We start from the raw sequence: 25,766 nt of genomic DNA on the forward strand, positions 1-25,766 counted from the left end.
TCCTTACAGGGTGGTAGTGCTGTCAATCCTATCGCGTAACGCGCATTCAACCGGCTCGGGCACCATTGCACGCACAGACCCCTTGTTGACCGCCACTTCCTTCACAATCGTCGAGGAAATGTGCGCGAGGTGCGCGCGGGTTGGTAGGAACAGGGTTTCAATGTCCGCGAGGTTGTGGTTCACGGTCGCTTGGGGCAGTTCGAAGCTCGCGTCCCCAGCGGTGCGCAGCCCTTTCACTATCACGTCCACACCGTTTTGTTCGCACCACAACGCCAGGAGCCCTTCCACGCGGGCAACCTGCACGTTCGCCAGGTTTTTCGTAACTGTTTTGGCTAAACTCACTCGTTCGTGAGCGTTAAACAAGTACCGTTTCGACCAGTTGTTAGCTACCCCCACGATCACGTCTTCAAACAGGTTCGTGCACCGCTCGATAATATCTACGTGCCCCAACGTGATCGGGTCAAATGAGCCGGGAATCAGCGCTCTCGTCATATCTCCACGCTACCCTCATTACCCGTATACGTGAGGAACCACGCCCTCGTCTCACCCCATTTGCGCGTCGATTCTTCCGTGTATCCTGCCGGCCAGCTAGGTGCAGTTGAGCGGGTGGATCCTTCCACTACTACAAGTGCCTGAGGTTCTAGACCGCTCCGAAGTGCATCGAGAACGCGTGCAAGTTGCTGCGCTGGGTAGTCGTAGGGTGGGTCAATGAACACCAGGGTGTAGGCCGGTTGTTTGGTGCTGCACGCGAACTGGTAGGCGTCTTGCGCAACCGCGTGCGCTGGTGCGTCAAGGCAGCGGATGTTCTTGCTCATCACCCGGCTTGCCTCCCGCGCCTTATCCACCAGAACCGCGCTTTGCGCGCCGCGTGAAAGGGCCTCTAACCCCAGTGCGCCCGAACCCGCGTACAGGTCCAGTACGCGCGCGCCCTCCAGCTCATCCCAAGCTTCTAGGCGCGAAAACAGGGCTTCACGCACTCGCGAAGATGTGGGGCGCGTCCCCCGCGTGGGAACCGCCAGTTCCCTGCCTTTGTACGTGCCCGCGATGATCCGCGTCATGTTCTCTCCATCCACTGTGCTTGAACTTGCAGGTTTTCCACTCGGCTCGCAAGCGCTGGCCGGTGGGCCAGGTGCGGATCTGCCGCAATTATTTCTTTACCGAGCGAACGGGCTTGTTCGATGATCGCCTGGTCCCGCATCACTCGCAGAAGCGACAGGGAAGTGCGTCCGCCCGACTGGCCCTCCCCCAGCACGTCCCCTTCCGAACGGAGCTTCAGGTCTGCTTCCGCAAGTTCAAAACCATCTGTGGTGTCGGCAAACACTTGCAGCCGCTTGATCGACACCGAGGGGAGGTCTGGGCGCGCTACGGCCATGCACACTGCTTTTTGTCCACCCCGGCCGACCCGGCCGCGCAACTGGTGCAGTTGGGACAGTCCGAACTGGTGTGCATCCAAAATCACCATCATCGACGCGGCCGATATGTCTACCCCCACTTCGATCACGGTGGTGGTGACGAGAATGCCGATGTCACCGTTGTTAAAGGCTTCAATTGCCTCGGTTTTGCTATCCGGATTCATCCGCCCGTGCAACGTGCCTATGCGAATCCCCGCGAGTGCCGGGAGGTTGGTGAGCTCACGGGCAGTGTCCGCGACGTTCGCTAACTCCGGTTCTTCCCCTTTAGCGGATTTTCTTTGCGCAGTAGATCTACCTTCCGCGGCGGATTCTCCTTGGGCGGTTTTTCCTTGCGATTCTATCCGGGGGGTAACTACGAATACGCGTCCGCCTGCTTTCACTTCTTCTGCGGCTCGCTCCCACATCCGGTTCATCCACGCGGCGTTTTCGGCGGGAACCACGTAGGTTTCAGTGGTTTTGCGACCTTTGGGGAGTTCGCGGATGGTAGTTACATCCAGGTCACCGAACACGGTGATGGCGATGGTGCGTGGAATTGGCGTGGCTGTCATGGTGAGCATGTGGGGCAACATTGAGCCAGCGTTTTCACGCAGTTTATCGCGTTGACGGACCCCAAACCGGTGCTGTTCATCGACCACCACTAGGCCCAGCGCACCGAAGTTAAAGCTGTCTTCTAGCAGGGCGTGGGTGCCAACAAAGATACCGGGTTGTCCACTAGCGGCGCGCTGCAGGGCTTCGTTTCGGCTGCTCGCACTGCTGGCGCTGGTGAGTACGCTAACGGGGACGGGCAGTATGGTCGACAGCGATTGCGCGTGCTGTTGCGCGAGCACTTGGGTGGGGGCAAGCAGGGCCGCTTGATAGCCCGCGTTCACGGCCGCGGTCATTGCGAGGCCGGCGACCACGGTTTTGCCCGCGCCCACGTCCGCTTGCAGGAGGCGTTGCATCGGAGTGGTCTGCTGCATGTCCCGCGCGATGGTGTGCAGCGCATCTTGTTGGCCACCGGTGAGTTGAAATGGGAGGTCTGCCACCACTTGTTCGATCCCATTTTGGTTGATTGCGGGCGCGTTTTTGCGTTTCAGTTCGTCGTGCCGCGCCAGCATGGCCACTTGGAGTGCGAGGGCTTCGGACCATTTCACCGTTTTCTTAGCCGTTTCCAGTGCGGTGTCTGACGTCGGGTCGTGTAGCTCCCGCACCCCTTCCAAAAGGGGTACGAGGCCGCGTTCTTCCCGTTCTTTTTCGTTTAGGACGTCGGGTAGGTCTTGAGGGGTGAGCATCCCTAACAGCAGGTTCGCGCACTTGTGGATGAACCACGATGGGCATCGTTGTTGCGCCGGGTAGATGGGGATGGGTTTGTCGGCTCGTGCGCGCGCGTCTTGGGCTTGCGTAGATTCAAACTGCGGGTGGCTCAGCTGCAAGCTGCCTTGGTAGTCCCCCACTTTACCGGCGAATAAGTGCTGTGACCCGGGTTCGAGTGCGCGTTCTATTGGGGCGAGCCGCCCGGGGTGTTTAGCGAAAAAAACCGCGTTTATCGACCGGTGTCCGTCCGTGAGCACTACGGAAAGGCGCACACCACCCGCTCGGTTTTGCAGCATCTGCACTGACTGCACGCAAGCGAGGATAGTGACGTCTTGGCCCGGGTGCACTAGTTCCAGCGGGGTGAGTTTCCCCCAGTGTGCGTATCGACGTGGATAGTGGGTGATTAGGTGCCGCCCGGTTTCGACCCCCAGGCCCGCGAGTTTCTTAGCAGATCGTTTTCCGAGCACCTGTTCTAGGGGTCGGTCTAGCAATCCGGCTATCGCATCCATACCGGTAGTATCCCACAGTTACTGCCCGGCCGTTCACTTCCAGGTACCGCCCGGCCGCTTACTTCGAACGCTCGCGGGCCACCAATCCTCACCGTTCACTTCGAGCGCTCGCGGGCCACCAATTCCTCACCGTTCACTTCGAACGCTCGCGGGCCACCAATTCCTCACCGTTCACTTCGAACGCTCGCGAACTTCTAGTTTCCCGCGGCTCCACTTCCAAACGCACACCGCTCACTTCTGATGCGTCACTATGCCCGCAGGGGTGGCTAGCGTTTCAAAATGCGATTCATCTGCTGATTCATTTCTGTGAACGTGGATGGATCTTTAGAGCCGATCCAGACTGCGTCAAAATACGGGCGGGCTTTCGCAAACAGGGCTGCGCCACTGACGGTTAGTGGGTAGCGGGAAGTTTCTTTGCGTTCCACCCGGTCTGTGAATGGGGTGACGTCAATCCCGCGGTCGTGGAATGCTTTCACTGCTTCTTGCGTGCCCGCTGGGCGGGCTGGGAACACGATGCCTTGCCGTCCGATCACGTTTTGACATTTGTCAGAGCCCAGGTAGGCAACCCAGCGGGCGGCCTCGCGCGGGTTCTTAGTCTGCTTAGAGATGGAATCGCCCAACCCGTTGTACATGGTGGCGGGGTGACCAGAGGGACCGCTGGGCAACGGGGCAATTCCCAAATCAATGTCTTTCAGCCGGTCGTACCCGTTGATCATCCAAGAACCCGCAATGGCAAGTGCGGCCCGGTGCGCTCCCAGTTGCTGTTCTGCGGGGAATGCCTCCCCGAACTCACCGTACGCGGGCAGTATCCCTTCTTTCGTGAGCCCCGCGTACCACTGCATGGTTTTTTGGAACCGCGGGTCGTCGTACTGGAACTTTGTGCCCCACACCGGCACGTCCGTATGCGTCCACCCGGTGGACAGGGCGAACGGGGACCAGCTGGTTTGCCCCACGTAGTCTAACGTCGGGTCCGCCGCGAGTCCGTAGGTTTGGATTTTAGTTTTATCGAACCCATCTTCATCCCCACGTTTACCGTTCTTATCCACGGTGAGGTGGCGGATGATCTTCCCAAAAGAACCGCCGTCGTCGGGGTTCCAGTTCGCGTTCTGCAGTTCCTCTTCGCTGATTCCCGCATCCCGCAGCACGTTCTTGTCGTACATGATCGCCACGGTGTCGTAGTCTTTCGGCACGCCGTAGCGTTTGCCATCTTGACCAATCCACATGTCCGCCAGCCCGGTCATGAACTCCTGCGGGTTCAGGTCTTTGAGCGGCCCCACGTCATCGAGTGGGAGCAGCACACCGCGTTCTTGGAACTCCGGGTAACGGGCCACGTGGTCAGTGAACACGTCCGGCCCCGCATCCGCCACGAAACCCGCGGTTAGTTTAGTCCAGTAGTCATCCCACCCCACCTGCGTGATACGGATGTCAATATCGTCGTTTTCTTTCATGAAATCCTGCGCGCACTGCTGGTAGCCGGGTAGTTGGTTCGCGTCCCACATCCAGTAGTCAATCGCAGTTTTACTGCCAGAAAATGTGCTTGAGGAGCATCCGGCAACCGCGAGCGTAAGAGTTGACACTAGTGCTGCGGCGGTGCTCAAAATTCCAGTTCTATTCTTCATCTTGACCTACTTGATCCCCGTGAATGCAATGGAGTTGACGATTCGTTTAGCAAACAGTGCGAACAGCAGCAGCATCGGCAGTGCTGCCACGAGTGTGGCTGCCATAAGCCCCGCCCAGTCCGTACCGGATTGGGGTGCCTGCGCGCGAAACACGCCCAGTGCCACAGTGAGCACGCGTGAATCGTCGGTGTAAGAAACCAGCAGGGGCCAGAAGTAATCGTTCCACGCAGTGATGTACGTCAGTAGCGCGAGGGTCACGATTGGGCCCTGTGACATAGGCACGATCAGCCGCACAAAAGTACCGAGCCGGGAAACTCCGTCGAGCAACTGCGCCTCCTCAAGTTCCCGGGGAATGTTCATGAAGAACTGGCGCAAGAAGAAAATCGCGAACGGTGAGATGAACATGGTTGGCAGCATGATGCCAAGGAGCGTGTCCACCAGCCCCAAACTCTTGATGAGCGTGAAGTTCGGTAAGTACGTGAAGATTAAAGGAATCATGAGGGCGGACAGGAAAATGGCGTACACCGCGTTTCTACCGGGCCAACGAAGGCGGGAGAACGCGAACGCAGCCATTGCACAGAACGTGGTTTGGAACACCGTTATGCACGTGGCGACCACCACGGAGTTCAGCAGGTACCTCCAAAAGTCGATGGTGGCACCGCTGCCTCCCTGCTCGATCGCGGTTTGCACATCTTGCAAACCGAAGACGCGTGCAAACCCACCCCAGTTAATGCCCCCTGCCGGCAACAGGTTACCCGCGTTGGTTGCCAACGCACCGTTGGCAGACAGTGCGGTCCGTAGAATCCAGTAGAACGGGAAGAGGGTGATCACGATGATCAGGATCATGAATGCCCACGCGAGCACTCGCCCCACCGACCAGCGTTTACGCCGCTTTTTAGTGCCGCGCGTTGCAGTCTTGTCGGCAGGTTCACGAGCGGGGGCTTGTGCCGCATCTGTGCGCGCACTCCGCCCCTCAAGGACCGGACCCGCTACAGGTTGTGTGTTCTTGTCCATGGTCTTACCCCAAATCCGTTTCGCCCGCGCGGGAAACCTTGTATTGCACAATCGTTACAATCCCGAGGATTACTAGCAGCGCCACGCTCATCGCGGAAGCGTATCCGAAGTCGAACTGGGCGAACGCGCGGTCGTAAATGTACATCTGCAGTACGCGGGAGGCATCCACTGGGCCACCACCCGTTGCAACCGACACCGTGTCGAACACTTGGAACGAACCGACTATCGACATGATTAGCACCAGCGCCAAAATTGGGCGCAGCAGTGGCAAAGTGATTCGGAAAAACGCTTGGACCTCACTTGCCCCATCTGTCTTCGCGGCCTCGTACACGTCGTTCGGGATTCCCTGCAGGCCCGCGAAAATAAGTAATGCGGTGTACCCCATGTGTCGCCACACGTTCACCAGCGCAATCGTGGGGATCACCAGGGCTTCACTCCCCCAGAAGTTCTGCGCGCCGATCCCCAAGGCTTCCAACAGCTTGTTTCCAATCCCCATGTTCGTGTCCAAAATCCACAAGAACACGATCGCCGCCACTACGTTCGACACCAGGTACGGGGTGAGCACAATTGAACGCAGCCACGTGGATTGCGTCAACCGTTGCATCAGCACCGCGATCAGCAGCGCCACCACGGTCTGTACCCCAATGTTGACCACCACGTAGTACAGCGTTACTTTAATCGCGTTCCAAAACACGGGGTCGGCAAACATCTGCCGGTAGTTTTCTAACCCAATCCACTGCGGTGGGGTCAGCAAGTCGTATTTAGTGAACGAATAATAGATCCCCATAATTAGCGGACGCAATAAGAACACCAACAAGCCTATGGACGCGGGGATAAGAAAGACAATCGCCAGCGGCAAGTCCCCCAGTTTTCTGCGCCACCGCGATGACGAAGTGGGATTCACACTCATCGGACGGCCTCACTAACCTCAAATAACAGTGCTTGCTCGGGGTTAATGGACGGTACAGCCAACCCCACTTCAGACAGTAAGCTCCCGCGAATCCGCGCGACCTCGTACGCCCGTCCCGACTGCTCAGCGGGAGCATTGCCCGCACTCTTGGCAGCACTGTTTGGCCAACTTCCCTCAAGCCATTTGGGCGGCTTAAAACCCGACGGCGGCGTGTGCGCCATTAGTAACCGCACCCGGTAGTCTTTGTGCGGATCCAAACCCGGGAACGTGAAACAGCCCCGCGGAGACATGGCGCTACGATCCACGCTGACCATCTGGTACAGAGCCTGCGCCTGGTCTTGTGCCACAACGCCCGTGACCCATACAGAATCCTCACCCCGATCCGCACGCACCAGGCGGCCGGTCGACAATAAGTCGCGGTGCTGCTTGTACACATCCAACCAGTAGTGCAACTCTTGCCGATCCGCCGGGCTCGCGGCCTCCAAATCCCACTCGATACCCAAGTGGCCAAACAGGGCGGTAACTGCCCGGAAAGACAACGAATGCGTCCGCCCCGTGGTGTGCGAAACCTCAGACGCAATATGAGACCCCATCATTTCCAGTGGAATCAGCTGCGCGGTCCACCGGTTCATCTGCTGGCGTTCAAGCGGATCAATACAATCCGAAACCCACACGCGATCCGCATGCTGCAACACCTCTAAATCAACGCGGCCCCCACCGGAAGAACACGATTCAATCTCCAACTCTGGGAACCGGGCTTTGAGCTCATCCATCAGTGCGTACGCCGCCAAAGTCTGCGCGTGGAACGCTGCCTTCCCAGACTCTGCGTACCCCGCATCGATCAGATCGCGGTTGTGATCCCACTTAATGTAAGACACGTCCGCATCCTCAATGACCCGCACCATCTGATCGCGAACATGCGCGTAAGCCTGCGGAATCGCGAGGTTAAGCACCTGCTGGTTACGCGACGGAATCGGCATACGAGAACCAGCCTGCATCACCCACTCGGGGTGAGCGCGCGCCACATCTGAATCCAAGTTCACCATTTCCGGTTCGAACCACAAACCGAACTTCATGCCCAGGCTTTTCACATAGTCTGACAGGGGGCGCAACCCGTGTGGCCACACATCTTTGGACACCACCCAGTCACCCAACCCCGCGTGGTCACTGCGGCGGGCACCGAACCAACCGTCATCCAACACGTACCGTTCAACCCCGACCTCACAGGCAATGTCCGCTAGTCGCTTGAGTTTGTCTAGGTCGTGGTCAAAATACACCGCTTCCCACACGTTCAACGTAACCGGACGCGGCGTCTTCGGATGCTGAGGGCGTGCGCGCATGAACTGGTGGAAACGAGCCGCCACCTGGTCCAACCCGTGGCCAAAAGAGGCGTACACGAAAGGAGACGTGTAGCTGTCACCGGGTTCGAGTGTGCATTCGCCGGGCAGTAGCAGTTCCCCACCGCCCAGTACTTGCACGCCACTGTAGGTGCGTTCCAAGTAGGTAACGTGGTTGCCCGACCAGGCGGTGTGCAGCGCCCAGATTTTCCCACTTCCGAAGTTGAAACCGCGCTCTACCGCATGCAGCACGTATGCGGCATCCGCCCCGGTGCGACCCTTGCGGCCCTCCCGCAGATGCGTCCCCACCGTGATTTCTTGCCACTGCGGAACGCGTTCCTTCCCCCACCTACCAGCAAAATCTAGGGTCTCTACCGCATCCAACGGCACCGGCAACGCTAGGCACAATCCACTGAGCTGGTAGGGTTGCGCGGCCGCGTTCGTGAGTTTCATTCGGCAGCGCAGCAAACCCTGCGCGGTCAGCTCAACGGTGAGCACCCCCGCCAGCCCCGTGTCCGCCTCCAGCGTGTACTCGACACTGCCCGAGCCCATTTGCTTGAACTTTTCCATCACGGGCTGCGCGTCACCGCCTCCGTTCTGCGCTGCAACTGCGGTGGTGGTGAATTTCGGGGAGAATCCGGAACCATCCGCGAACGCGCCCTGCACGCTGGGGCGTCCACTCCACCCGTCACCCGCCTGCATTAGCAGTGCGGGGCGCAGCGGCACGTCGGGCGCGTTCGTCCCCACCGGTAGGTCGATACAGCTGCGCACCTGAGTAGCCGATTCCGCGTCTATTGCCCCCAGGTCTTCCCCCCAGTGCAAGATTGCTGGTGGAGCATCGTCCGCACTTTCGATCAGAACACTTACGCCGTTGGCGCACAGATGAATTAAAGTCATCATTCAGACCTTCCTAGGAGCTTCATTGGGCCTATTTTTACAACCGGGAAGACGCGTCCCACTGTGTTATTTGCGTCACCCAAATAGTCTAGTCGTTTCATTCGCTTCTGCCAGGTCACAATGGTTTCTCGGGCGTTTTCACGGGGTTTACATAGCATTAGCTGGCAGTTCAGGTTTAGTCCTTTAGGACCAGGTTTTTACACAATTCGCATGAGGCCCGAGCGACTGTACGCAAACCCGGCCGGCTTTGAGTAACCTGAATCCTCAGGCGAAAAAGAAAGGGGCGAACCACCGGCTGCGTGACTGTGCTCAACCTGACATTGAAAAGACGGGTTGGAGCTAGCTGCACGCACACGCGTGAGTTATACTAATCAAGTTGCCTGCAGCGGCTGTACGTGCCGGGCGGGTGGGTGGTGGACCCACGTGGTCTGTCGCTCATGTAGGAAAGTAAGCTAATAAGAATCGGAGATACGACCGTGGCTTCAAAGTGCGACGTGTGTGGCAAGGGTCCAGGCTTCGGCAAGAGCGTTTCGCACTCCCACGTGCGGACGAACCGTCGTTGGAACCCCAATATTCAGCGTGTGCGCGCGATCGTTAACGGGACGCCTAAGCGTCTCAACGTGTGCACCACCTGCATTAAGAGCGAACGCATTCAGCGTCCCGCCTAAGTAAACGCGTTCTTAAACGAAAAGACCCCGCTCATCGCGGGGTCTTTTTGCATGCCCAGACGAGTTCGAGGGGAAGCGCTCGCGGCGGAAACAACGCCGTTTCAAACCTGAGCACTCGCGGCGCAAACATCGCCGTTTCAAACCTGAGCACTCACGGCGGGAACAACGCCGTTTCAAACCTCAGCACTCACGGCGGAAACAACGTGTTTAGCGTTCAGAGAGGTGGTCCCACCCGGCTTCCACCACCGGCCGCCCGTCCAGCGTAACCGCGCCTCCCTCAGCGTTTTCCTCAGTGCTTTCCTCAACCCGGCCCACTACCTGAAAGCCGTCTGGCAGCGTGGTTTCGGGTGGGAAGCAGGCAAGTAACGAGTGGTCTTCACCCCCGTTTAGCACGCATTCCCACGGATCAACCCCGGCTGCTTCCGCACCCGGTTTAAGCTGGCGCGAAAAGCCCCTCAGGTGCGTGCCGACGAACGCGAGCGTAACCGCGGACGCATCCGCCATGCGTTTGGCGTCCGTGGACAGGCCGTCGGAAATATCCATCATCGCGTGCGCCCCCGCCTGCGCAGCAAGCACACCGGCCTCATACGGTGGGTGCGGGGCCCGGTACGTATCCACGTACGGCGCCAAGGCTGGCTGCACCTCACTGGTGCGCAAACTCCCCGGTACCTGCCCGGTGTTCAACAGCTGGTAGCCAACCAGAGAAAAACCGAGCGTACCGCAAATCGCGACCACATCCCCGACTTGCGCGTTGCCGCGCTGCACGTCGCCATACGGCGTATAACCCAAAGCGGTTACGGACACAACTAGTTGCGACCCGGCGGTCACGTCACCACCGACAACCCCTGCGCGTGTGCGCGACACTTCCTGACCAAAACCATTGACGAGATCCACCACCTGCTCGTCGGACACGTGGGGTGGGATCACTAGCGCAACCACCAGGGCACTCGCCCGCCCCCCTTGGGCTGCTATATCCGCGAGGTTCTGCGCTGCTGCACGCCGACCCACGTCATGAAACGAGGACCATTCCAACGTGAAATGCTCATTTTCTACAATTGCATCTGTCGTTACAATGAACCGCTGCTCGGGCGCCGCGATTGAAGCGCAGTCGTCACCGGAACCGATGAGGGTGCGTTCCCCCACCGGCAGGTGCCGACGCATCGCGGCGATTAGCGTGTCCTCATGCCCCATTTGAGCCTCCTGCTCCTGCCCCATCACCGCCCACTCGTGGCCCGGCGACGCCTCCTACGAGCCGGCGCATCCGGGCGGACGCGAACATGCACACGGCGGCGGCTGCGGACACGTTCAGTGATTCCGCGTGCCCGGCCAGTGGGATTGCCACCAGGTGGTCGATCGCGCCGGTTTCCACTTGGGCGAATCCGTGTGCCTCATTGCCGAAAACCCAGGCGGTTGGCGCGGCTAAATCCACTGCTTCCCCACCTAATTCTGCGTCGAACAAATCGGTTGAGCCACGTCCATCTGCGCCCAGCACCGTCATGTTGCGCGCGTGCGCCCACTGCGCCGCATCTTCGAATGACACGTTCACTACGGTGGGTAAGTGGAATACGGATCCGGCGGAGGCGCGCACCACTTTCGGGGAAGACACGTCTGCGGTGCCAGAGCATGCCAGCACCGCATCCGCCCCGGCGGCATCCGCGATGCGAATCATCGTGCCCACGTTGCCGGGGTCTTGAATTCCAGCGAGAATCATCACGAATGACCAGTCCACGCGGGGTAGGCCATCGGTTCTGAAGTCCTCTACGACCGCGCTGACGCCTTGCGCATCCTTGGAAATAGCGGTCGATACTTCGTCGGTGACTTCGTGCACCCAACGGGTTTTTGTGCGCGCCAGTTGGGTGAGTTCAAAGTCGCGTTCCATCGCAGTCGAGCTGAGGTACACGTCTTTGAGGTCGCGGCCACAAAACCGCAGTGCTTCCCGTACCGCTTGGGGGCCTTCTACTAGTACCCGTCCTGCGCGTCGGCGTGCAGAACGCCCGGCTAGTCGAGCTACCTCCCGGATTCGATCCGAGTTGGGGTTAGCTAGAATAGCCGGGCGCCTGGCCGACTGGTTCCCAGTCGAACTCAACTTTCCTCGCTATTTCGCTGCGGGAGCGTTAATGTCTTCGGGCAGTGCTGCCTTCGCCGATTCCACTAACGCGGTGAATGCGGTCGCGTCGTTCACCGCCAGGTCAGCGAGCATCCGCCGGTCAACCTCAATGCCCGCCAGGTTCAGGCCCTGCATGAAGCGGTTGTAGGTCATCCCGTTTTGGCGTGCTGCCGCGTTGATACGCTGAATCCACAGTTTACGGAATTCGCGTTTCTTGGTGCGACGATCGCGGTAAGAGTACACAAATGAGTGTGTAACCTGCTCTTTAGCTTTGCGGTACAGCCGGGAACGCTGCCCCCGGTAGCCCGACGCTTGTTCCAGTACTTTGCGACGCTTCTTGCGTGCGTTCACGGACCTTTTTACACGTGCCATCTCTTATAGTCTCCTTAAACTCCGGTTCCCAGCAGTTGCTTTAGCGTCCTAGTAGACGGTTAGCCTGCTTTAGATTTGCGCTGTGTACAACCTGGTCGCGAGATAGGCGACGCTTACGGCGAGATGACTTGTGCTCCAGCAGGTGACGTTTACCTGCCCGCTCACGCATGAGCTTGCCACTACCGGTTACACGGAAACGCTTTTTAGCACCGGAGTGCGTCTTCATCTTTGGCATTTATCTAATCCTCAACTAGTGATTGTCGTGCGTAAACGTTGGTCTTTACGCGTTCTTAGCGGAGCGTTCGGCCTGGCGGTTGCGGCGTTGCTGCCGCTGCGCTTCCCGGCGTTTACGCTGTTCGCTTTTCGCTTCCGACTTTTTACGGGTCGGGGCCAGCACCATCGTCATGTTGCGGCCGTCTTGGCGGGGGCGTGATTCCACTGTGCCCAGTTCGTGCACGTCCTCCGCCAGGCGTTCCAGTAGGCGCACGCCCATTTCTGGACGGGACTGTTCGCGCCCGCGGAACATGATCATGACTTTAACTTTGTCGCCACCGTTTAGGAACCGCTCAACATGGCCTTTTTTCGTTTCGTAATCGTGGTCGTCGATCTTGAGGCGGAAACGAATTTCCTTCAACACCGTGTTGGCTTGATTACGTCGCGCGTCACGTGCTTTCTGAGCAGCTTCGTACTTGTACTTACCGTAGTCCATCAGGCGCGTTACGGGCGGATGGGCTTTGGGGGCTACCTCAACGAGGTCGAGTCCAGCCTCCTCGGCAAGTCTGAGGGCGTCTTCCACTCGGACGACACCAACTTGTTCACCTTCTGGTCCCACGAGGCGCACCTCGGGAACTCGTATGCGGTCATTGACGCGAGGTTCCTTGATGAGAACTTCCTTTCATAGTTTCCCTATGAACACGAAGAAGGTCTTCGCATTCCCGGCGAAGACCCACATAACACGCGCAAAAACGCTTGCTAACCCGTTTCCTACTATGCCGAACCGAGATGGTCCAGGGGAACCCAAGGTGGGATTACTCCGCTTACTTATTGGTCGGCCGATTGGCCGTTGTTGTGTCTGGCGACACGTTAATCAGGTGACCCTGACATGTACGCGCTCTAGTTTAGCAAACCCACGCGAGCAAAAACAGTGCGCTCCTTCGCGTGGTACATGAGATTGCGCACACCAAGTCGCGTCATGCTAGGCCACGTTCACGACGGTGGGTTGAAACTGCACCGTTTCGGCTGCGACCCGCAACCGTGGTTCGGCCGCAAGTTCGTTGAGGACGCGCACAACTTCGGCGCGCCCAACTTGAGCGGTGAAGCCCACTTCAATCACCTGAGTTTGGCCTCCGGAAGGGCGCAGACGAACTTGGGCTTGAGCACCCACGCGGGTTTGCAGCGCATTGCGTAACTCGTCATCTTCCCACGGGGGTAGCCACACATCCCCGTGCGCAAGGGCAATCACCGCGGGCCGCGGAAGCCGTACCGCCGGCGTCCCTGTACTATCTGCTGAGGTCGCGTGGTTTGCCCCCATACTTGGGTCAGTGGAAAGCGGAGCTGAGGCCGCGCTCTCACGTGCTGGGGCCGCTGCGTTCTCCGGTGCTGAGCCGGTGGGTGTCGGGTTGATTATGAGGCGCGAGCCGTACTGGGCGCAAGCTAAGAGCGCGCGCTGAGGGCCGGATACGGGAACCGGCCGGGCGGTACTATCCCACCTGGCGAGCGCTGCGGCGCTGGTGAACCCAGCGAGTACCCACCCGCTATCCGTCTTAACTGCACCGGCGCTACCATCGCAATCATCCGGGTTCGTTTCAACCACGGCAGCGGCAATTACCCGTTCCTTCTGCAGTGCGTGCACCAACTGTTTTAACCGCTGTCCAGCGTCCATCTGCTGCAGTGCTGCTTTAGTTTCGGGTAGGATCTCCCCCCGGTCTGTGGTGTCAACGCGCTGCGAGAGTCTACGCTGCAGTTGCTCCAGTGAATGTACCATCAGCTGCTGCCACCGCGCCGCCACGGGCGTCCAAATCCGCGTTTCGGTGATTCAGGCCGTTCCTGTGGGTTCACGGCATCGTCGTAGTCTTGAGGTTTCGTGCGGCCCAGCAGGAGGTCCTCCGCCCGCTCGTCCATAGTGTTTATCAACAGGCCCGCCGGAATCACTTCTTCCGGTTCTCCATTCACATAGCGGCGGGCCACAACCGATCCGGCGACCTCGTTTTCATCTTCACTAAGAATTGAGGTGATCGCTACCGCACCGTAACGCGTCAGCCGGCTCATGATGCGCGCAAACTTGTCGCACTCTTCTGGGATGGGCCGGTCTTCGCCCAGTAGGGATGCGAACTCGTCGGCGTCCGACCCCTCTCCCAGGTCCATGTACAGCGCCACTTGGCCTTGGAGAGGCACGACCCAGCGGCTGATACCGTACATACCCAACAGTTCAGACACGCCTGGTGCAGAAGGGATCGGCGCCATCACAAGTGCAATTGATCGCCGCCCACCCTCAAGGTGTAAAGACTCGTCAACGGGGTCGTCCATGCTGAGCTCATCATCCATCCCAGCCATGATTTTCTCGAACTCGTCATCAATGGAACTCACAGTGTTTTCACTCCCCCTACTGCTGTAACCGCTTCTATTCTATCGGTATCTACCCGGCCCTGTTTGCCCGCGTACCTCAGGCTTCTTTCATGTGATCATCAACACCACCTGCGTGCGCCCCCAGTTGTTTCCCGGCGAAGCGGTCGATGATCATTGCGATTGCGCCGTCACCGGTCACGTTAGTGGCGGTTCCAAATGAATCCAACGCAATGTAGGTAGCGAACATGAGGCCCACTTGCGCGTCATTAAAGCCAAGCATGGAAGACAGCAGGCCAGCTGCCGCGGCGATTGCCCCACCGGGCACACCGGGGGCAGCAATCATCATCACTCCGAGCATCAAAATGAACGGTGCGTATGACGCGAAGTCGGTGTGCCCGCCAGTCAAAAACAAGATAGCCAGCGAAAAGCCCGTGATTTTAATGGCCGAACCGGAAAGGTGGATCGTGGCGCACAGCGGGACAACAAAGGACGCCACCGGTTTTGACACGCCGTTTCGCCGGGCGCATTCCAGGGTTACTGGAATCGTGGCTGCTGAAGAGGAGGAACCTAACGCGGTGAGGAACGCGTCTTTCATTACCCACAAGCTTTTGAGGGGATTGCGGTGCGCAACCGCACCGGCGAGGGTGTATTGCAGCAGCAGGATCAGCATGCACAAGCTGAAGGTCATCACCACGACCGCCAGGAACGTGCTGATCACCCGGGTGGCGTCTCCGCTCATGGTTAGATTCATGAAGATACCGAAAATATGGAGGGGTAGTAGCGGGATGAGGATCTTCTCTACCAATGCGACCACGATTACCCGAAACTCACGGAACCCCTCTTTAACTACTGTGCCGCGCACCAGTGAGACACCGATACCGATTACGAACGCGAGGATCAGGGCGGTCATCACGTCCATCACGGGCGCGACCACAATCTCCACGCCGTCACCTGAGTGCGCGTTCGCGACAGTGAAGTACGGTTCTAACTCGGGGTGTTCGCTGGCGTCTAACGCCCCTATTGCTTGCCCTTGCAAAAAGGGTGGTAGCACCAGGTGGCTCACGCCCCACGTTCCAAAGCCAGCAATCATTGTGGAAACGTAGGCTATCGCGGTGGTCAGCAAAATCCATTTCGCAGAGCCCGAACCCAGTTCTGCTAACGCGGGCGTGACTAGGCCAATGATGATCAATGGGATGGCGAACCCGATGAAGGTCCCAAAGATCGAGTTAAATGTGAAGAACACGCGCGCTAACCCCGGAGGGAAAAACTGGCCGCAGATAACGGCGAGTACGATCGCGATCAGGATCCAGACGTAAAGCGGGAGCCTTCTAAAAGTTTTCACCATGATTCTTTCTACACTTGTGTTTTAGGATCTGCTCGGCCATCACGGGTTAGGTGCGGCGCGAGCGGTACGAGCATCTATGGTATCTGCAGTATTCATCATTTGCGGAATCGCTCCCTCGCTCTTTGTGTCCTTCCCCTTTTTTACCTAGCCGAAGTCCGGATTTGCCCCGCCCGTTCACAACGACGCGCCCCGGCAGTACGCGAAGCACTGGGGATGGTGGACAGGTTGGAGTTGGCACGGTGAAATAAGACGTATGGAAAGAAGTAAACCCTGGTTAGTGTGCGCACTGATCCTGTTGGGGGGCCAGGTGTGGTTGCTGTATTCACCTGCGGGCGCGCCCTCAACCGAAGGGCTGGCGGCACTGCTCCGCCAAGTGCTCACACCGTTACCGGGCCCGTCCGCACCCGGGGAACCCGGGTTCGACAAAGTCGCCCACGCAACGAGTTTTGCCGCTGTAACCGCCGCCCTCCTACTTGCGCATCTGCCCTCACGGTGGGTGGTGGGATTCAGCGTGGTTCACGCAATAACCTCAGAAATTGTGCAAGCACTGCTCATCCCTGGACGCGATGGCGACCCGGTTGATGCCCTCTTCGACCTCGGCGGTATTTTATTCGCCTGGGCGGTGATAACGTGGTGGAAAAACAGGATTGGGAAGGAACCCGATGCAGCAGGTACCCGTTAAAGGCACGATTCGACTGGGGCAACTATTGAAGCTAGCGAACCTCGTGGAAGATGGCGTGATGGCGCGCGAAGCAATCCAAGGGGGATTCGTGGACGTCGACGGGCAAGTGGAAACCCGGCGGGGGAAGCAGCTGAAAACCGGGCAGGTCATCACCGTCCACTTTGACGACGGCGACGAAACCGTACAGGTCGTTTCCGCCCCATAACCCGCGGGTTCGCCTGCAGGCACTAGTCCGCCAGGATTGCCGGCCCAAGCGTGGCCTTCAGGTCCGAGTAGAACGACGAATCCGTGTTCACCCGATAGCGTTGCCCCAGTTCCGCGAGGATCGTGGGGGTACCCGCGCGCTTAATCCGCATGTGCACGGGTGAAGGCCCGGGGTGCGCGCTCAAAATATCACGCAGCATCTCCACGCGGTCGGTGGTGCAGAACTGCCAGGGCATATCCAAAACCACCGGCACGGTCCCGTCCTCACGCAAATCCAGAATCGTCATCGTCTGGCCCGCAATGGAAACCTCCGAGTCCCGGTCCAGCACCTGCCCCTCAACTTGAACAATCAAATCCGCACTCAGCGCATGCGAAATCGTCTGGTAAGTGCGGGGGAAGAACAGGATATTCACCGAGCCCGACAGGTCCTCAAGTGTAGCGGTGGCCCACAGCTCGCCTTTGCGTGTCGTTTTAATCGCCACCGCCGTAATCAACCCAGCGACCTTAACGCTCTGCCTGTCCTGAAGCGATTCCGCGTTCACGAGCTGTGAAATCTCCTGATCCTGGTACCGCGCCAACGCCCGATTAACCCCAGACAGCGGGTGGTCTGACACGTACAACCCCAGCATTTCGCGTTCAAACGCCAACTTTTCTTTCTTCGGCCACTCCGGAATCTGCGGTACCTCAACCGTCATCGCAGACATCCCCATATCGGTGGCGGATGCGAACAGGTCGAACTGGCCCGCAGCCTCATTGCGTTTCAGCTTCACGGAAGAATCCACCGCTTCCTCATGGATCGCCACCAGAGCACGCCGACACGGTTCAATCGCGTCGAACGCACCCGCTTTAATCAGCGATTCAATCGTGCGCTTGTTACACACCGCGGTCGGTACCTTATCCAAAAAGTCCGTGAAATCCTCGTAGTCCCTCCGTTCTTTACGGGTCGCCGTGATCCCATCCACCACGTGGCCACCCACGTTCCGCACCGCTGCGAGCCCAAACCGGATGTCCTCCCCCACAGCTGTGAAGTTCGCTTCCGAAGAGTTCACATCCGGAGGCAGCACCGTGATCCCCATGCGCCGGCACTCCGACAGGTACAGCGACAGTTTGTCTTTATTGTCCTTTTGCGACGTGAGTAGTGCCGCCATGAACTCGACTGGGTAATGGGTTTTCAACCACGCGGTCCAATACGACACCAACCCGTAGGCCGCCGAGTGCGCCTTGTTGAACGCGTAGTTAGAAAACGGTACCAAAATATCCCACAGGGTTTTCACCGCGTCTTCCGAGTACCCGTGGTCGATCATTCCCTGGCGGAATGGGACGTATTCCTTATCCAGAATCTCCTTTTTCTTCTTCCCCATGGCGCGGCGCAGCAAGTCCGCTTGTCCCAGCGTGTATCCCGCCAGCTTCTGCGCGATCGCCATCACCTGTTCCTGGTAGACGATCAGGCCGTATGTGGTACCGAGAATGTCTTTCAGTGGTTCCGCCAGTTCCGGGTGGATTGGTTCAATCGGGGCCCGCCCGTTCTTACGGTCCGCGTACTTATTGTGCGAATCTGCCCCCATCGGGCCGGGCCGGTAGAGCGCACCCACAGCGGAAATGTCTTCGAAGTTGTTGGGCCGCATCCGTTTGAGCAGTTTCTGCATCCCGTCCCCATCGAGTTGGAACACGCCCAGCGTCTCCCCCGTTGAGAGCAGTTTGAATGTCGCTTGGTCGTCGAGCGGGACTTCCTGCAGGTCCGGTTGTTTCTTTCCGTTTAGCCCAATGTTTTCAATCGTGTCCGATAGTACCGTGAGGTTACGCAGCCCCAGGAAGTCCATTTTTAGTAGCCCGAGGGATTCGCACGTCGGGTAGTCGAACTGCGTGATGATCGCGCCGTCTGCGGGTCGCTTCATCATCGGGATGATGTCTTGCAGCGGTGCGGATGACATGATTACTGCGCACGCGTGCACACCCCACTGGCGAGTGATGCCTTCGAGTCCTTTCGCCATTTCCACCACGGGGTGCGTGTCCGGTTCTTCCGCGTGTAAGCGCCGGAATTCCGCGGCCTCGTCGTAGCGTTTATCGTTTGGGTCAAAGATGCCCGACACGGTGATGTCTTTACCCATCACGGATGGGGGCATGGCTTTCGTCAGTTTCTCGCCAACTGAGTACGGGAGCCCCTGCACGCGCGCGGAATCCTTCAGCGCCTGCTTAGCTTTAATCTTCCCGTAGGTAACTACCTGCGCGACCCGGTCGTCACCGTACTTTTGGGTCACGTACTCGATCACTTCGCCGCGCCTACGCTCGTCAAAGTCCACGTCGAAGTCCGGCATGGACACGCGTTCTGGGTTCAGGAACCGTTCAAAGATCAATCCGTGTTCGAGGGGGTTCAGGTCCGTGATGTGCATCGCGTACGCCACCATTGAGCCCGCCCCTGAGCCACGGCCCGGTCCCACGCGAATGTTTTGACTTTTCGCCCAGCGGATGAAGTCGGACACCACCAGGAAGTAGCCGGGGAACCCCATTTGCGTAATGATCCCCACTTCGTATTCCGCTTGTTTACGCACGTGGTCTGGCACGCCCGACGGGAACCGGGAGATGAGTCCGCGCTCTACCTCTTTAACGAACCATGAGGTCTCATCTTCCCCTTGAGGCACTGGGAAGCGCGGCATGAAGTTCGCCCCATCCGCGGTGGTGCGGAATGTGATGTCGCAACGGCGGGCGATTTCGAGCGTGTTGTCACATGCTTGCGGTAGTTCCAACCAGTCATTTCGCATGTCCTCAGACGAACGAATGTAGTAGCCTGAACCGTCAAATCGGAATCGGTCCGGGTCGTTGAGCGTGGATCCGGAGTTAATGCACAAGAGCGCGTCTTGAATATCGCGGTCTTCTTTGCGCACGTAGTGAGCGTCGTTGGTGACCACCGGGGGCAGTCCCATGTGTTTAGACAGTTTCAGTAGGTCTGCTTTGGTGCGGCGTTCAATTTCAATCCCGTGGTCCATTAGTTCCACGTAGAGGTTGTCTTTACCGAAAATGTCTTTCAGCCGCCCCGTCGCCGCCACTGCTTCGTCCCACTGGCCGAGGCGCAGGCGGGTCTGCACCTCAGAGGACGGGCAACCGGTGAACGCGATCAGTCCTTTTGAGTAACGTTCAAGTAGTTCCATGTCGATCCGCGGCCACTTGCCCATCTGTCCCTCGAGGGAAGCGAGTGACCCCATGCGGAACAGGTTGTGCATCCCTTCGGTCGTTTCCGCGATGAGCGTCAGGTGAGTGTACGCACCGCGGGCCGAAACGTCGTCGCGCCGCTGCCACTCTTCGCCCCACAGCACGCGTTTTTGTTCGAACCGGGAAATGCCGGGCGTCATGTAGGCTTCCAACCCAACAATTGGTTTAACTCCAGCGGCCTTCGCTTCGGTGTAGAACTCGTAGGCGCCAAACAGGTAGCCGTGGTCGGTGATGGCGATGGCTTCTTGATTCAGCCGCGCAGCCTCTTCCACCAGGGGCTTCAGTTTTGAAGCGCCATCTAGCATTGAGTACTCGGTGTGGTTGTGTAGGTGAACGAACTGATCTTTAGCCATGGCGCCAGTTTAACCCGAGTGCGGGTTATTCACCGAAGTGTCGCAGTTGGGTTAACGCGCCTTCCAAGTCCGCCATGTATGGCGCGTTCACAACCGTGCGGATACCTGTGCGGGGATGTTCGAATTCGAGGGTGCGGGCGTGTAACCACTGGCGTTTAAGCCCGAGTTTCTGTGCTTGTTGCGCGTCCGCACCGTAGAATGTGTCCCCTACGCACGGGTGGTGGAGGGCAGAGAAATGCACGCGGATTTGGTGGGTACGACCGGTTTCTAACTCCACTTCAACCAGCGCGGCTCCCGCGAGCAGTTCGAGTGTGCGGTAGTGCGTGACTGCGCGGCGTCCTCCCGCTACTACTGCCATACGCCATTCTTTTGAGGGGTGGCGCGCAATCGGCGCGTCAATCGTCCCGGTCTGCGGGTCCGGGTGACCGCACACGATCGCGTGGTAGATTTTGCGCACCTTTCGTTCTTTGAACGCGTGTTTGAGTTTGGTGTACGCCAGCTCGGATTTCGCTACTGCCATTGCCCCAGAGGTGCCCACGTCGAGGCGATGTACTATCCCTTGTCGCTCCGGTGGGCCTGACGTGGAGATACGTAAACCACTTGCCTCCAGTTCGGTCAACACGGTTGGCCCGGACCAGCCCGGCCCGGTGTGCGCCGCAACTCCCACCGGTTTGTTGACCACCACGACGTCCTCGTCGTTATAGATAATGTCCATGCCCACCACCGGGGGTGGCACTGCTTTCGGCTGCGCCATATCGACTTCCAGCAGACCTTCCCCCGGTAGTTTAAAGTTCTTCTTCACTGTCTGTGCATTAACCCGAACTTTCCCCGCTTCCACGAGGTCACTACTCGCGGTGCGGGACAGCCCGAGCATACGCGCCAGCGCAGTGTCCACGCGCATCCCCACTAAGGCATCTGGGATCGGGAGGAAACGGGTGTCACTCATCGGGTTGCCCTCGTCTATGTGCAACTTGCTCTTGGACGCCCGCAGGATGCTCGCTCCGACCCTTGCTGGATTCGGGGCTAAATGGGATTCCGGCAATCGACAGCCCAAATATGCCAGCGGCAGCCAGGACGATAAAAATGTCCGCCACGTTGCCAACAAACCAGCCGTTCCAGTTTAAGAAATCCACCACGTGGCCCATTCCCACCGCAGGAGGTTGAGTAATGCGGTCCACAAGGTTCCCAACCGCACCGCCCAAAAGGATTCCTAAACACAGCGCCCACGGCCGGCTACTAACCTGGAACGAAACGTAAATGATTAGCGCACAAACAACGCCTGCCACGAGGGTGAATAGCCACGTGGCACCCGATAAGAAAGAGAACGCAGCCCCGGGGTTAGACACCAACTGTAAAGAAATGAAGGACCCTAGAAAGGGCCGTACCTGTCCAGATTCAAGGGCCGTCAGGGCCCAAAGCTTTGTTCCCTGGTCAACCGCAACGCACACCGCCGCCACGGCCCAAAGCGTCACTGCGTGCCGCGTTAATTGTGCGCCCACCACACCCCCGTTGTCGTGCGTTGTTTTTTGAAACCTGCAGAGCTAATTGCGTATCCCCGTGAGTCCAAGCAAGAGCGGCGACAAGCGATAGTGCTTGCCGCCGCCACATTGCTCGCTTGTTCAGAACCTATTTCACTCGCGTGGAGCGTCCACCTCAGTAAGTAGTGACTGGAGGTGGTTGCGGATCTTCCCGCGGTAATCAGACTCGAAGTGCTTGAGCTCGTTAATCTTCGACTCGAGCATCGACCGTTCCTCATCGAGCTTCTTGAGGATTGACGTGTGCTCATCTTCTGCTTCACGCACAATCTTCTCACCCTGCTGGCGAGCCTCTGCGATCAACCGCTCACCTTCCTGCCGGCCGTCGCGCACGTATTCGTCGTGTACCCGCTGAGCGAGCGCCAGCATGGACGTCGCGTCCTCGGGCTCACCGGTAGCACTGGTGCGCGTAGCCTGAGCGGGTTCAGCAACAGGAGCGGGTTCAGGCTCCGGTTCCGGTTCGGGTTCAGGTTCAACAACAGGTTCTGGCTGCGGCGTAGTTTCCGCCACCTTCGGAGCATTCGACTCCGCTTCTTCCAACTTCTGTTTCAGCTCGGTGTTTTCAACCTGAAGGGCATAGATGGTCTCTACAACCTCATCGAGGAACTCATCTACCTCGACCTGGTCATAACCCTCACGGAACTTCACTGACTGGAAAGTCTTATTTAAGACATCCTCTGTCGTGAGCAGCGCCATTTCTTCACCTCTGGATCTCGATACAATTCTTTTGGTCGGCGGGTCGAGTTCAGACTACGCCCCATTTCGCAATTGCGATCTGAAGCTCTAGCCAGCGCCGACCTTCACCATTGACGTGTTCTTTCAAACACTCATCGCTAATAGGTTACCGAATTTCTAGCGGGCTTCCTACCTAGAACAGGTATTTTGCCAAATTTCCTATAAAAATTACCCCCACAAAAAGCACAATAAAGCCCACGTCCAAGGCGATCGCTCCCAGACGCAGCGGAGGAATTCGTTTCCGCAGCCAGCGCAACGGCGGATCAGTGAGCGCGTACACGACGTTCGCCACCAGAAGGATCAAACCCTGAGGGCGCCAGTCTTGGGAGAAAAACTGTACCCAGTCCAGGATCATCCGGGCCAGCAAAACCAGGGTGTACACGGAGACCAGTACCTGGATAATATTGCCGATTAATACCAAGTTGGATCGCTCTTAATCAAAAATGGAGGAAGAACGAGACGCTTTAACCGCGTCGTTCTCAATCTTCACGGACTCGGGAGAAAGCAATAGTACCTCGCCGCCCACAACTTCGATTTCTCCGCGTAGACCAAACGTTACCCCAGCGCAGAAGTCCACGATTCTCCGTGACTCTGTCTCGCTCATCCCAGCGAGGTTCACGATCACGGGAATGCCGTCACGAAATGCCTCCCCAATTGTGCGCGCATCTTCGTAAGAAGCGGGCCGCACTGTTTTAATCCGACTCAGATCTGGTTGCTTTGAAGACACAACTTCAGGGCGCGGAAGCATAGTCATGGGTTCGTATTCCTCCTCGGGTTCGTACGCCGCCTCATCTTCGTAGTATTCAGGTTCTTCATCCGAGTAGCTACGCCACCCCATTTTTGCCATTACCTGGTTCAGCGCACCTGACATCCCAGACCTCCCATTTTTCGCCGGCTTAAGTCGATATCTCAAAGTTAGATGACGAAAGCTTGCGACGCATGGTTTGACTCGGCGTGTCTTACAGGTCCGAGGTTTGAATCCACCCTACCTGCCGGCCACATCCGGCGTATCTGCGGTAAGAGTGCAGGTCAGGGGTTTCTAACGTGCATTCTTCGCGGTGATGGATGTTATCAACACCAGCTTCGTTTAGCTGTGCATTCACCCCCGCCCGCAAATCTAACGCGCGCGTCCCCCACCGGGATTGCGCTTGCAACACCGGTAGCACCTGCGTGCACGCGCGAAAGGTTTTTTCGTCTACCTCGTAGCATTTGCCGCAAATACACGGTCCAACCCAGGCACTGATGCTTTCTGCCCCCAGGTCCCGCAACGCCCGCACGGCTTTGCCCACAATGCACTGTTCGATACCGCGGCGGCCCGCGTGTACTGCTGCGACCCAGCGGCCCCTATCGGCACTCATGAGGATGGGGACGCAGTCCGCTACCTGCACCGCGGCCGCGCCCGAAGCAACAATCACCGCATCTGCTTGAACCGCGTTTTTGCCGCGCGGATCCGCAGGCGGGTTCACCGCGACACAGTCGGAATGGGTTTGCTCCATCCACACGATCGGACTGCCCACCAGGTGCGCGAGGGACCGCCGGTCAGCAAGCACGGCCTGCGGATCGTCACCGACCGCGAGGCCGTAGTTGGGCCGGTCGATACCATCCGCAACGGAAGTACGGATGCGCGTGAACCCGATGCGGGCACCGTCTAAGTCGGGCGAGCTAGTGTGCATCAGCGCAAGAAGTCCGGCAGGTCCAGCCCCTTGTCGTCATCGTCGTCCTCATCGAAAATCCGGGGAACGACAAAGGAGTCGTCCGACTCGCGTTTCTTCTCTTTTTCTGGCCGGGCTGAGGGGAAAGCGGACCGCGTTGGCACAGGCTGTTCAGCTCGGTGCGCAGGCTGCGGAAGAGTACCCAGGGGCCGCTCCGGCGTGCTCTCTTCGGTCGGTTTCTTCTCTGCTTGCGCGGGTTTTTCTTTCTCCGCCTTCTTTACAGAACCGAATACCTCATCGGGATCTGTGTAGGAACTCTGACTCTCGTCGAAACCAGCCGCGATAACGGTGACGCGAACTTCGTCGCCCAAAGAATCGTCGGTGACGGAACCGAAAATAATATTTGCTTCCGGATGCACGGATTCTTTGACGAGCATCGCGGCTTGCTGAATCTCGAACAGGCCAATGTCAGATGCAGCTTGGAAGAAGAACAGAACCCCGTGGGCACCATCGATACTGGCTTCCAGAAGTGGCGAGGCGATTGCCGCTTCCGCTGCCCGGAGCGCGCGGTCTTCGCCCTGCGCACTGCCGATGCCCATGAGGGCACTTCCCGCATCTTTCATGACGGACTTAACGTCTGCGAAGTCGACGTTCACCTCGCCGGGCGTCGTAATCAGGTCGGTTATACCTTGCACACCTGAGCGCAGAACCTCATCGGCCATGCGGAACGCATCCAAATACGAAACGTTCCGGTCGGAAATCTGCAGGAGGCGGTCGTTGGGGATAACGATCAGCGTGTCCACTTCCTTGCGCAACGATTCAATCCCAGATTCGGCTTGTGACGCCCGGCGGTTTCCTTCGAACGCGAATGGGCGCGTAACTACCCCGACGGTGAGCGCGTCTTCTTCGCGGGCCACGCGCGCGACTACGGGCGCGGCGCCAGTTCCGGTGCCACCGCCTTCCCCCGCGGTAACGAACACCATGTCGGCACCTTCGAGGGCTTCGCGGATTCCATCTTCGTTGGCTTCGGCAGCTTTGCGGCCAATCGTGGGGTCAGCGCCAGCGCCGAGACCGCGGGTGAGTTCTTCGCCGAGGTCAATTTTCACTTCCGCATCGGACATGAGAAGTGCTTGCGTGTCCGTGTTCATCGCAATGAACTCCACGCCTTTCAAACCGGCTTCGATCATCCGGTTGATTGCGTTGGTGCCGCCACCACCCACGCCCACAACCTTGATCGTTGCCAGGTAGTTCGGTGTTGCTGTTGCCACTGGTTCCCCCAAATAATGTTCCTCTACGAACCCAGAACCTTAAACCTAAAGTTGAAGGTTCAGTTTTCGTCTGATCGTTGCG

Annotated in this window: 26 protein-coding genes; 3 read left to right on the top strand and 23 right to left on the bottom strand. The window is 58.4% G+C overall.

Going from position 1 to position 25,766, the window contains the following annotated elements; genetic code table 11:
- Positions 1 to 3: 3 nt before the first annotated feature.
- The 7 genes from coaD to CJ187_RS04025 form a co-directional block, all read right to left on the bottom strand.
- Positions 4 to 492 carry a pantetheine-phosphate adenylyltransferase gene (gene coaD, locus CJ187_RS03995; RefSeq protein WP_102215650.1) on the bottom strand — a complete coding sequence of 163 codons (489 nt, stop codon included), beginning with the start codon at positions 490 to 492 and terminating at the stop codon, positions 4 to 6.
- Positions 489 to 1,058, bottom strand: coding sequence for a 16S rRNA (guanine(966)-N(2))-methyltransferase RsmD (rsmD, locus tag CJ187_RS04000; RefSeq protein ID WP_102215649.1), 570 nt, complete (start codon positions 1,056 to 1,058; stop codon positions 489 to 491). The genes coaD and rsmD overlap by 4 nt, the downstream gene beginning before the upstream one ends.
- Positions 1,055 to 3,214 (bottom strand): ATP-dependent DNA helicase RecG, encoded by a 2,160-nt coding sequence (locus CJ187_RS04005; protein ID WP_102215648.1) that lies wholly within the window; start codon positions 3,212 to 3,214, stop codon positions 1,055 to 1,057. The genes rsmD and CJ187_RS04005 overlap by 4 nt, the downstream gene beginning before the upstream one ends.
- Before the next feature lie 266 nt (positions 3,215 to 3,480).
- Positions 3,481 to 4,833 carry an ABC transporter substrate-binding protein gene (locus CJ187_RS04010; protein ID WP_102215647.1) on the bottom strand — a complete coding sequence of 451 codons (1,353 nt, stop codon included), beginning with the start codon at positions 4,831 to 4,833 and terminating at the stop codon, positions 3,481 to 3,483.
- A gap of 6 nt (positions 4,834 to 4,839) precedes the next feature.
- Positions 4,840 to 5,847 (bottom strand): carbohydrate ABC transporter permease, encoded by a 1,008-nt coding sequence (locus tag CJ187_RS04015; protein ID WP_102215646.1) that lies wholly within the window; start codon positions 5,845 to 5,847, stop codon positions 4,840 to 4,842.
- Positions 5,848 to 5,851: 4 nt separating this feature from the next.
- Positions 5,852 to 6,757 (bottom strand): carbohydrate ABC transporter permease, encoded by a 906-nt coding sequence (locus CJ187_RS04020; protein ID WP_102215645.1) that lies wholly within the window; start codon positions 6,755 to 6,757, stop codon positions 5,852 to 5,854.
- A complete protein-coding gene (locus tag CJ187_RS04025; RefSeq protein WP_102215644.1) occupies positions 6,754 to 8,994 on the bottom strand; it encodes an alpha-galactosidase in 2,241 nt (746 codons plus the stop codon). Before CJ187_RS04025 ends, CJ187_RS04020 begins: the two co-directional genes overlap by 4 nt.
- Positions 8,995 to 9,467: 473 nt before the next feature.
- Here CJ187_RS04025 and rpmB point away from each other — a divergent pair, with 473 nt between their 5' ends.
- Entirely contained in the window at positions 9,468 to 9,659 is a 192-nt protein-coding gene (rpmB, locus tag CJ187_RS04030) for a 50S ribosomal protein L28 (RefSeq protein WP_102215643.1), read from the top strand.
- A 207-nt stretch (positions 9,660 to 9,866) separates the two neighbouring features.
- On the opposite strand, the gene thiL is transcribed toward rpmB, so the two are convergent.
- The 8 genes from thiL to CJ187_RS04070 form a co-directional block, all read right to left on the bottom strand.
- A complete protein-coding gene (thiL, locus tag CJ187_RS04035; protein WP_233187262.1) occupies positions 9,867 to 10,874 on the bottom strand; it encodes a thiamine-phosphate kinase in 1,008 nt (335 codons plus the stop codon).
- Complete coding sequence (locus tag CJ187_RS04040) at positions 10,840 to 11,745, bottom strand: TrmH family RNA methyltransferase (RefSeq protein WP_233187261.1); 906 nt, start codon at positions 11,743 to 11,745, stop codon at positions 10,840 to 10,842. Before CJ187_RS04040 ends, thiL begins: the two co-directional genes overlap by 35 nt.
- A 9-nt stretch (positions 11,746 to 11,754) precedes the next feature.
- Positions 11,755 to 12,138: a 50S ribosomal protein L20 gene (rplT, locus tag CJ187_RS04045; RefSeq protein ID WP_102215642.1), complete on the bottom strand. Its 384-nt coding sequence runs from the start codon at positions 12,136 to 12,138 to the stop codon at positions 11,755 to 11,757.
- Positions 12,139 to 12,178: 40 nt separating this feature from the next.
- Positions 12,179 to 12,373 (bottom strand): 50S ribosomal protein L35, encoded by a 195-nt coding sequence (gene rpmI / locus CJ187_RS04050; protein ID WP_102215641.1) that lies wholly within the window; start codon positions 12,371 to 12,373, stop codon positions 12,179 to 12,181.
- Positions 12,374 to 12,418: 45 nt separating this feature from the next.
- Positions 12,419 to 13,021, bottom strand: coding sequence for a translation initiation factor IF-3 (gene infC / locus CJ187_RS04055; RefSeq protein WP_102215640.1), 603 nt, complete (start codon positions 13,019 to 13,021; stop codon positions 12,419 to 12,421).
- A 312-nt stretch (positions 13,022 to 13,333) separates the two neighbouring features.
- On the bottom strand, positions 13,334 to 14,122 hold the full coding sequence (locus tag CJ187_RS04060; protein WP_146003029.1) for an SseB family protein: 789 nt from the start codon (positions 14,120 to 14,122) through the stop codon (positions 13,334 to 13,336).
- Positions 14,122 to 14,724, bottom strand: coding sequence for a hypothetical protein (locus CJ187_RS04065; protein WP_102215638.1), 603 nt, complete (start codon positions 14,722 to 14,724; stop codon positions 14,122 to 14,124). Before CJ187_RS04065 ends, CJ187_RS04060 begins: the two co-directional genes overlap by 1 nt.
- A gap of 76 nt (positions 14,725 to 14,800) precedes the next feature.
- Complete coding sequence (locus CJ187_RS04070) at positions 14,801 to 16,048, bottom strand: dicarboxylate/amino acid:cation symporter (RefSeq protein WP_102215637.1); 1,248 nt, start codon at positions 16,046 to 16,048, stop codon at positions 14,801 to 14,803.
- Positions 16,049 to 16,301: 253 nt separating this feature from the next.
- Here CJ187_RS04070 and CJ187_RS04075 point away from each other — a divergent pair, with 253 nt between their 5' ends.
- Complete coding sequence (locus CJ187_RS04075) at positions 16,302 to 16,730, top strand: VanZ family protein (RefSeq protein ID WP_102215636.1); 429 nt, start codon at positions 16,302 to 16,304, stop codon at positions 16,728 to 16,730.
- Complete coding sequence (locus CJ187_RS04080; protein WP_102215635.1) at positions 16,711 to 16,935, top strand: RNA-binding S4 domain-containing protein; 225 nt, start codon at positions 16,711 to 16,713, stop codon at positions 16,933 to 16,935. The genes CJ187_RS04075 and CJ187_RS04080 overlap by 20 nt, the downstream gene beginning before the upstream one ends.
- A 22-nt stretch (positions 16,936 to 16,957) precedes the next feature.
- On the opposite strand, the gene dnaE is transcribed toward CJ187_RS04080, so the two are convergent.
- From dnaE to ftsZ, 8 genes are all read right to left on the bottom strand, one after another.
- Entirely contained in the window at positions 16,958 to 20,494 is a 3,537-nt protein-coding gene (gene dnaE, locus CJ187_RS04085) for a DNA polymerase III subunit alpha (protein ID WP_102215634.1), read from the bottom strand.
- 25 nt (positions 20,495 to 20,519) lie between these two features.
- Entirely contained in the window at positions 20,520 to 21,440 is a 921-nt protein-coding gene (locus CJ187_RS04090; RefSeq protein WP_102215633.1) for an RluA family pseudouridine synthase, read from the bottom strand.
- A complete protein-coding gene (lspA, locus tag CJ187_RS04095) occupies positions 21,433 to 21,993 on the bottom strand; it encodes a signal peptidase II (protein WP_158237689.1) in 561 nt (186 codons plus the stop codon). Before lspA ends, CJ187_RS04090 begins: the two co-directional genes overlap by 8 nt.
- A 132-nt stretch (positions 21,994 to 22,125) precedes the next feature.
- Complete coding sequence (locus CJ187_RS04100; RefSeq protein WP_102215631.1) at positions 22,126 to 22,725, bottom strand: DivIVA domain-containing protein; 600 nt, start codon at positions 22,723 to 22,725, stop codon at positions 22,126 to 22,128.
- Between the two features lie 172 nt (positions 22,726 to 22,897).
- Positions 22,898 to 23,185: a YggT family protein gene (locus CJ187_RS04105; protein WP_102215630.1), complete on the bottom strand. Its 288-nt coding sequence runs from the start codon at positions 23,183 to 23,185 to the stop codon at positions 22,898 to 22,900.
- Positions 23,186 to 23,197: 12 nt separating this feature from the next.
- Complete coding sequence (locus CJ187_RS04110; RefSeq protein WP_102215629.1) at positions 23,198 to 23,635, bottom strand: cell division protein SepF; 438 nt, start codon at positions 23,633 to 23,635, stop codon at positions 23,198 to 23,200.
- 88 nt (positions 23,636 to 23,723) lie between these two features.
- Positions 23,724 to 24,437: a polyphenol oxidase family protein gene (locus CJ187_RS04115; protein ID WP_102215628.1), complete on the bottom strand. Its 714-nt coding sequence runs from the start codon at positions 24,435 to 24,437 to the stop codon at positions 23,724 to 23,726.
- A complete protein-coding gene (gene ftsZ / locus CJ187_RS04120) occupies positions 24,437 to 25,684 on the bottom strand; it encodes a cell division protein FtsZ (RefSeq protein WP_102216512.1) in 1,248 nt (415 codons plus the stop codon). The genes CJ187_RS04115 and ftsZ overlap by 1 nt, the downstream gene beginning before the upstream one ends.
- Positions 25,685 to 25,766: the final 82 nt, after the last annotated feature.

The sequence above is a fragment of the Gleimia hominis genome, assembly GCF_002871945.2.
Classification (GTDB): Bacteria; Actinomycetota; Actinomycetes; order Actinomycetales; family Actinomycetaceae; genus Gleimia; species Gleimia hominis_A.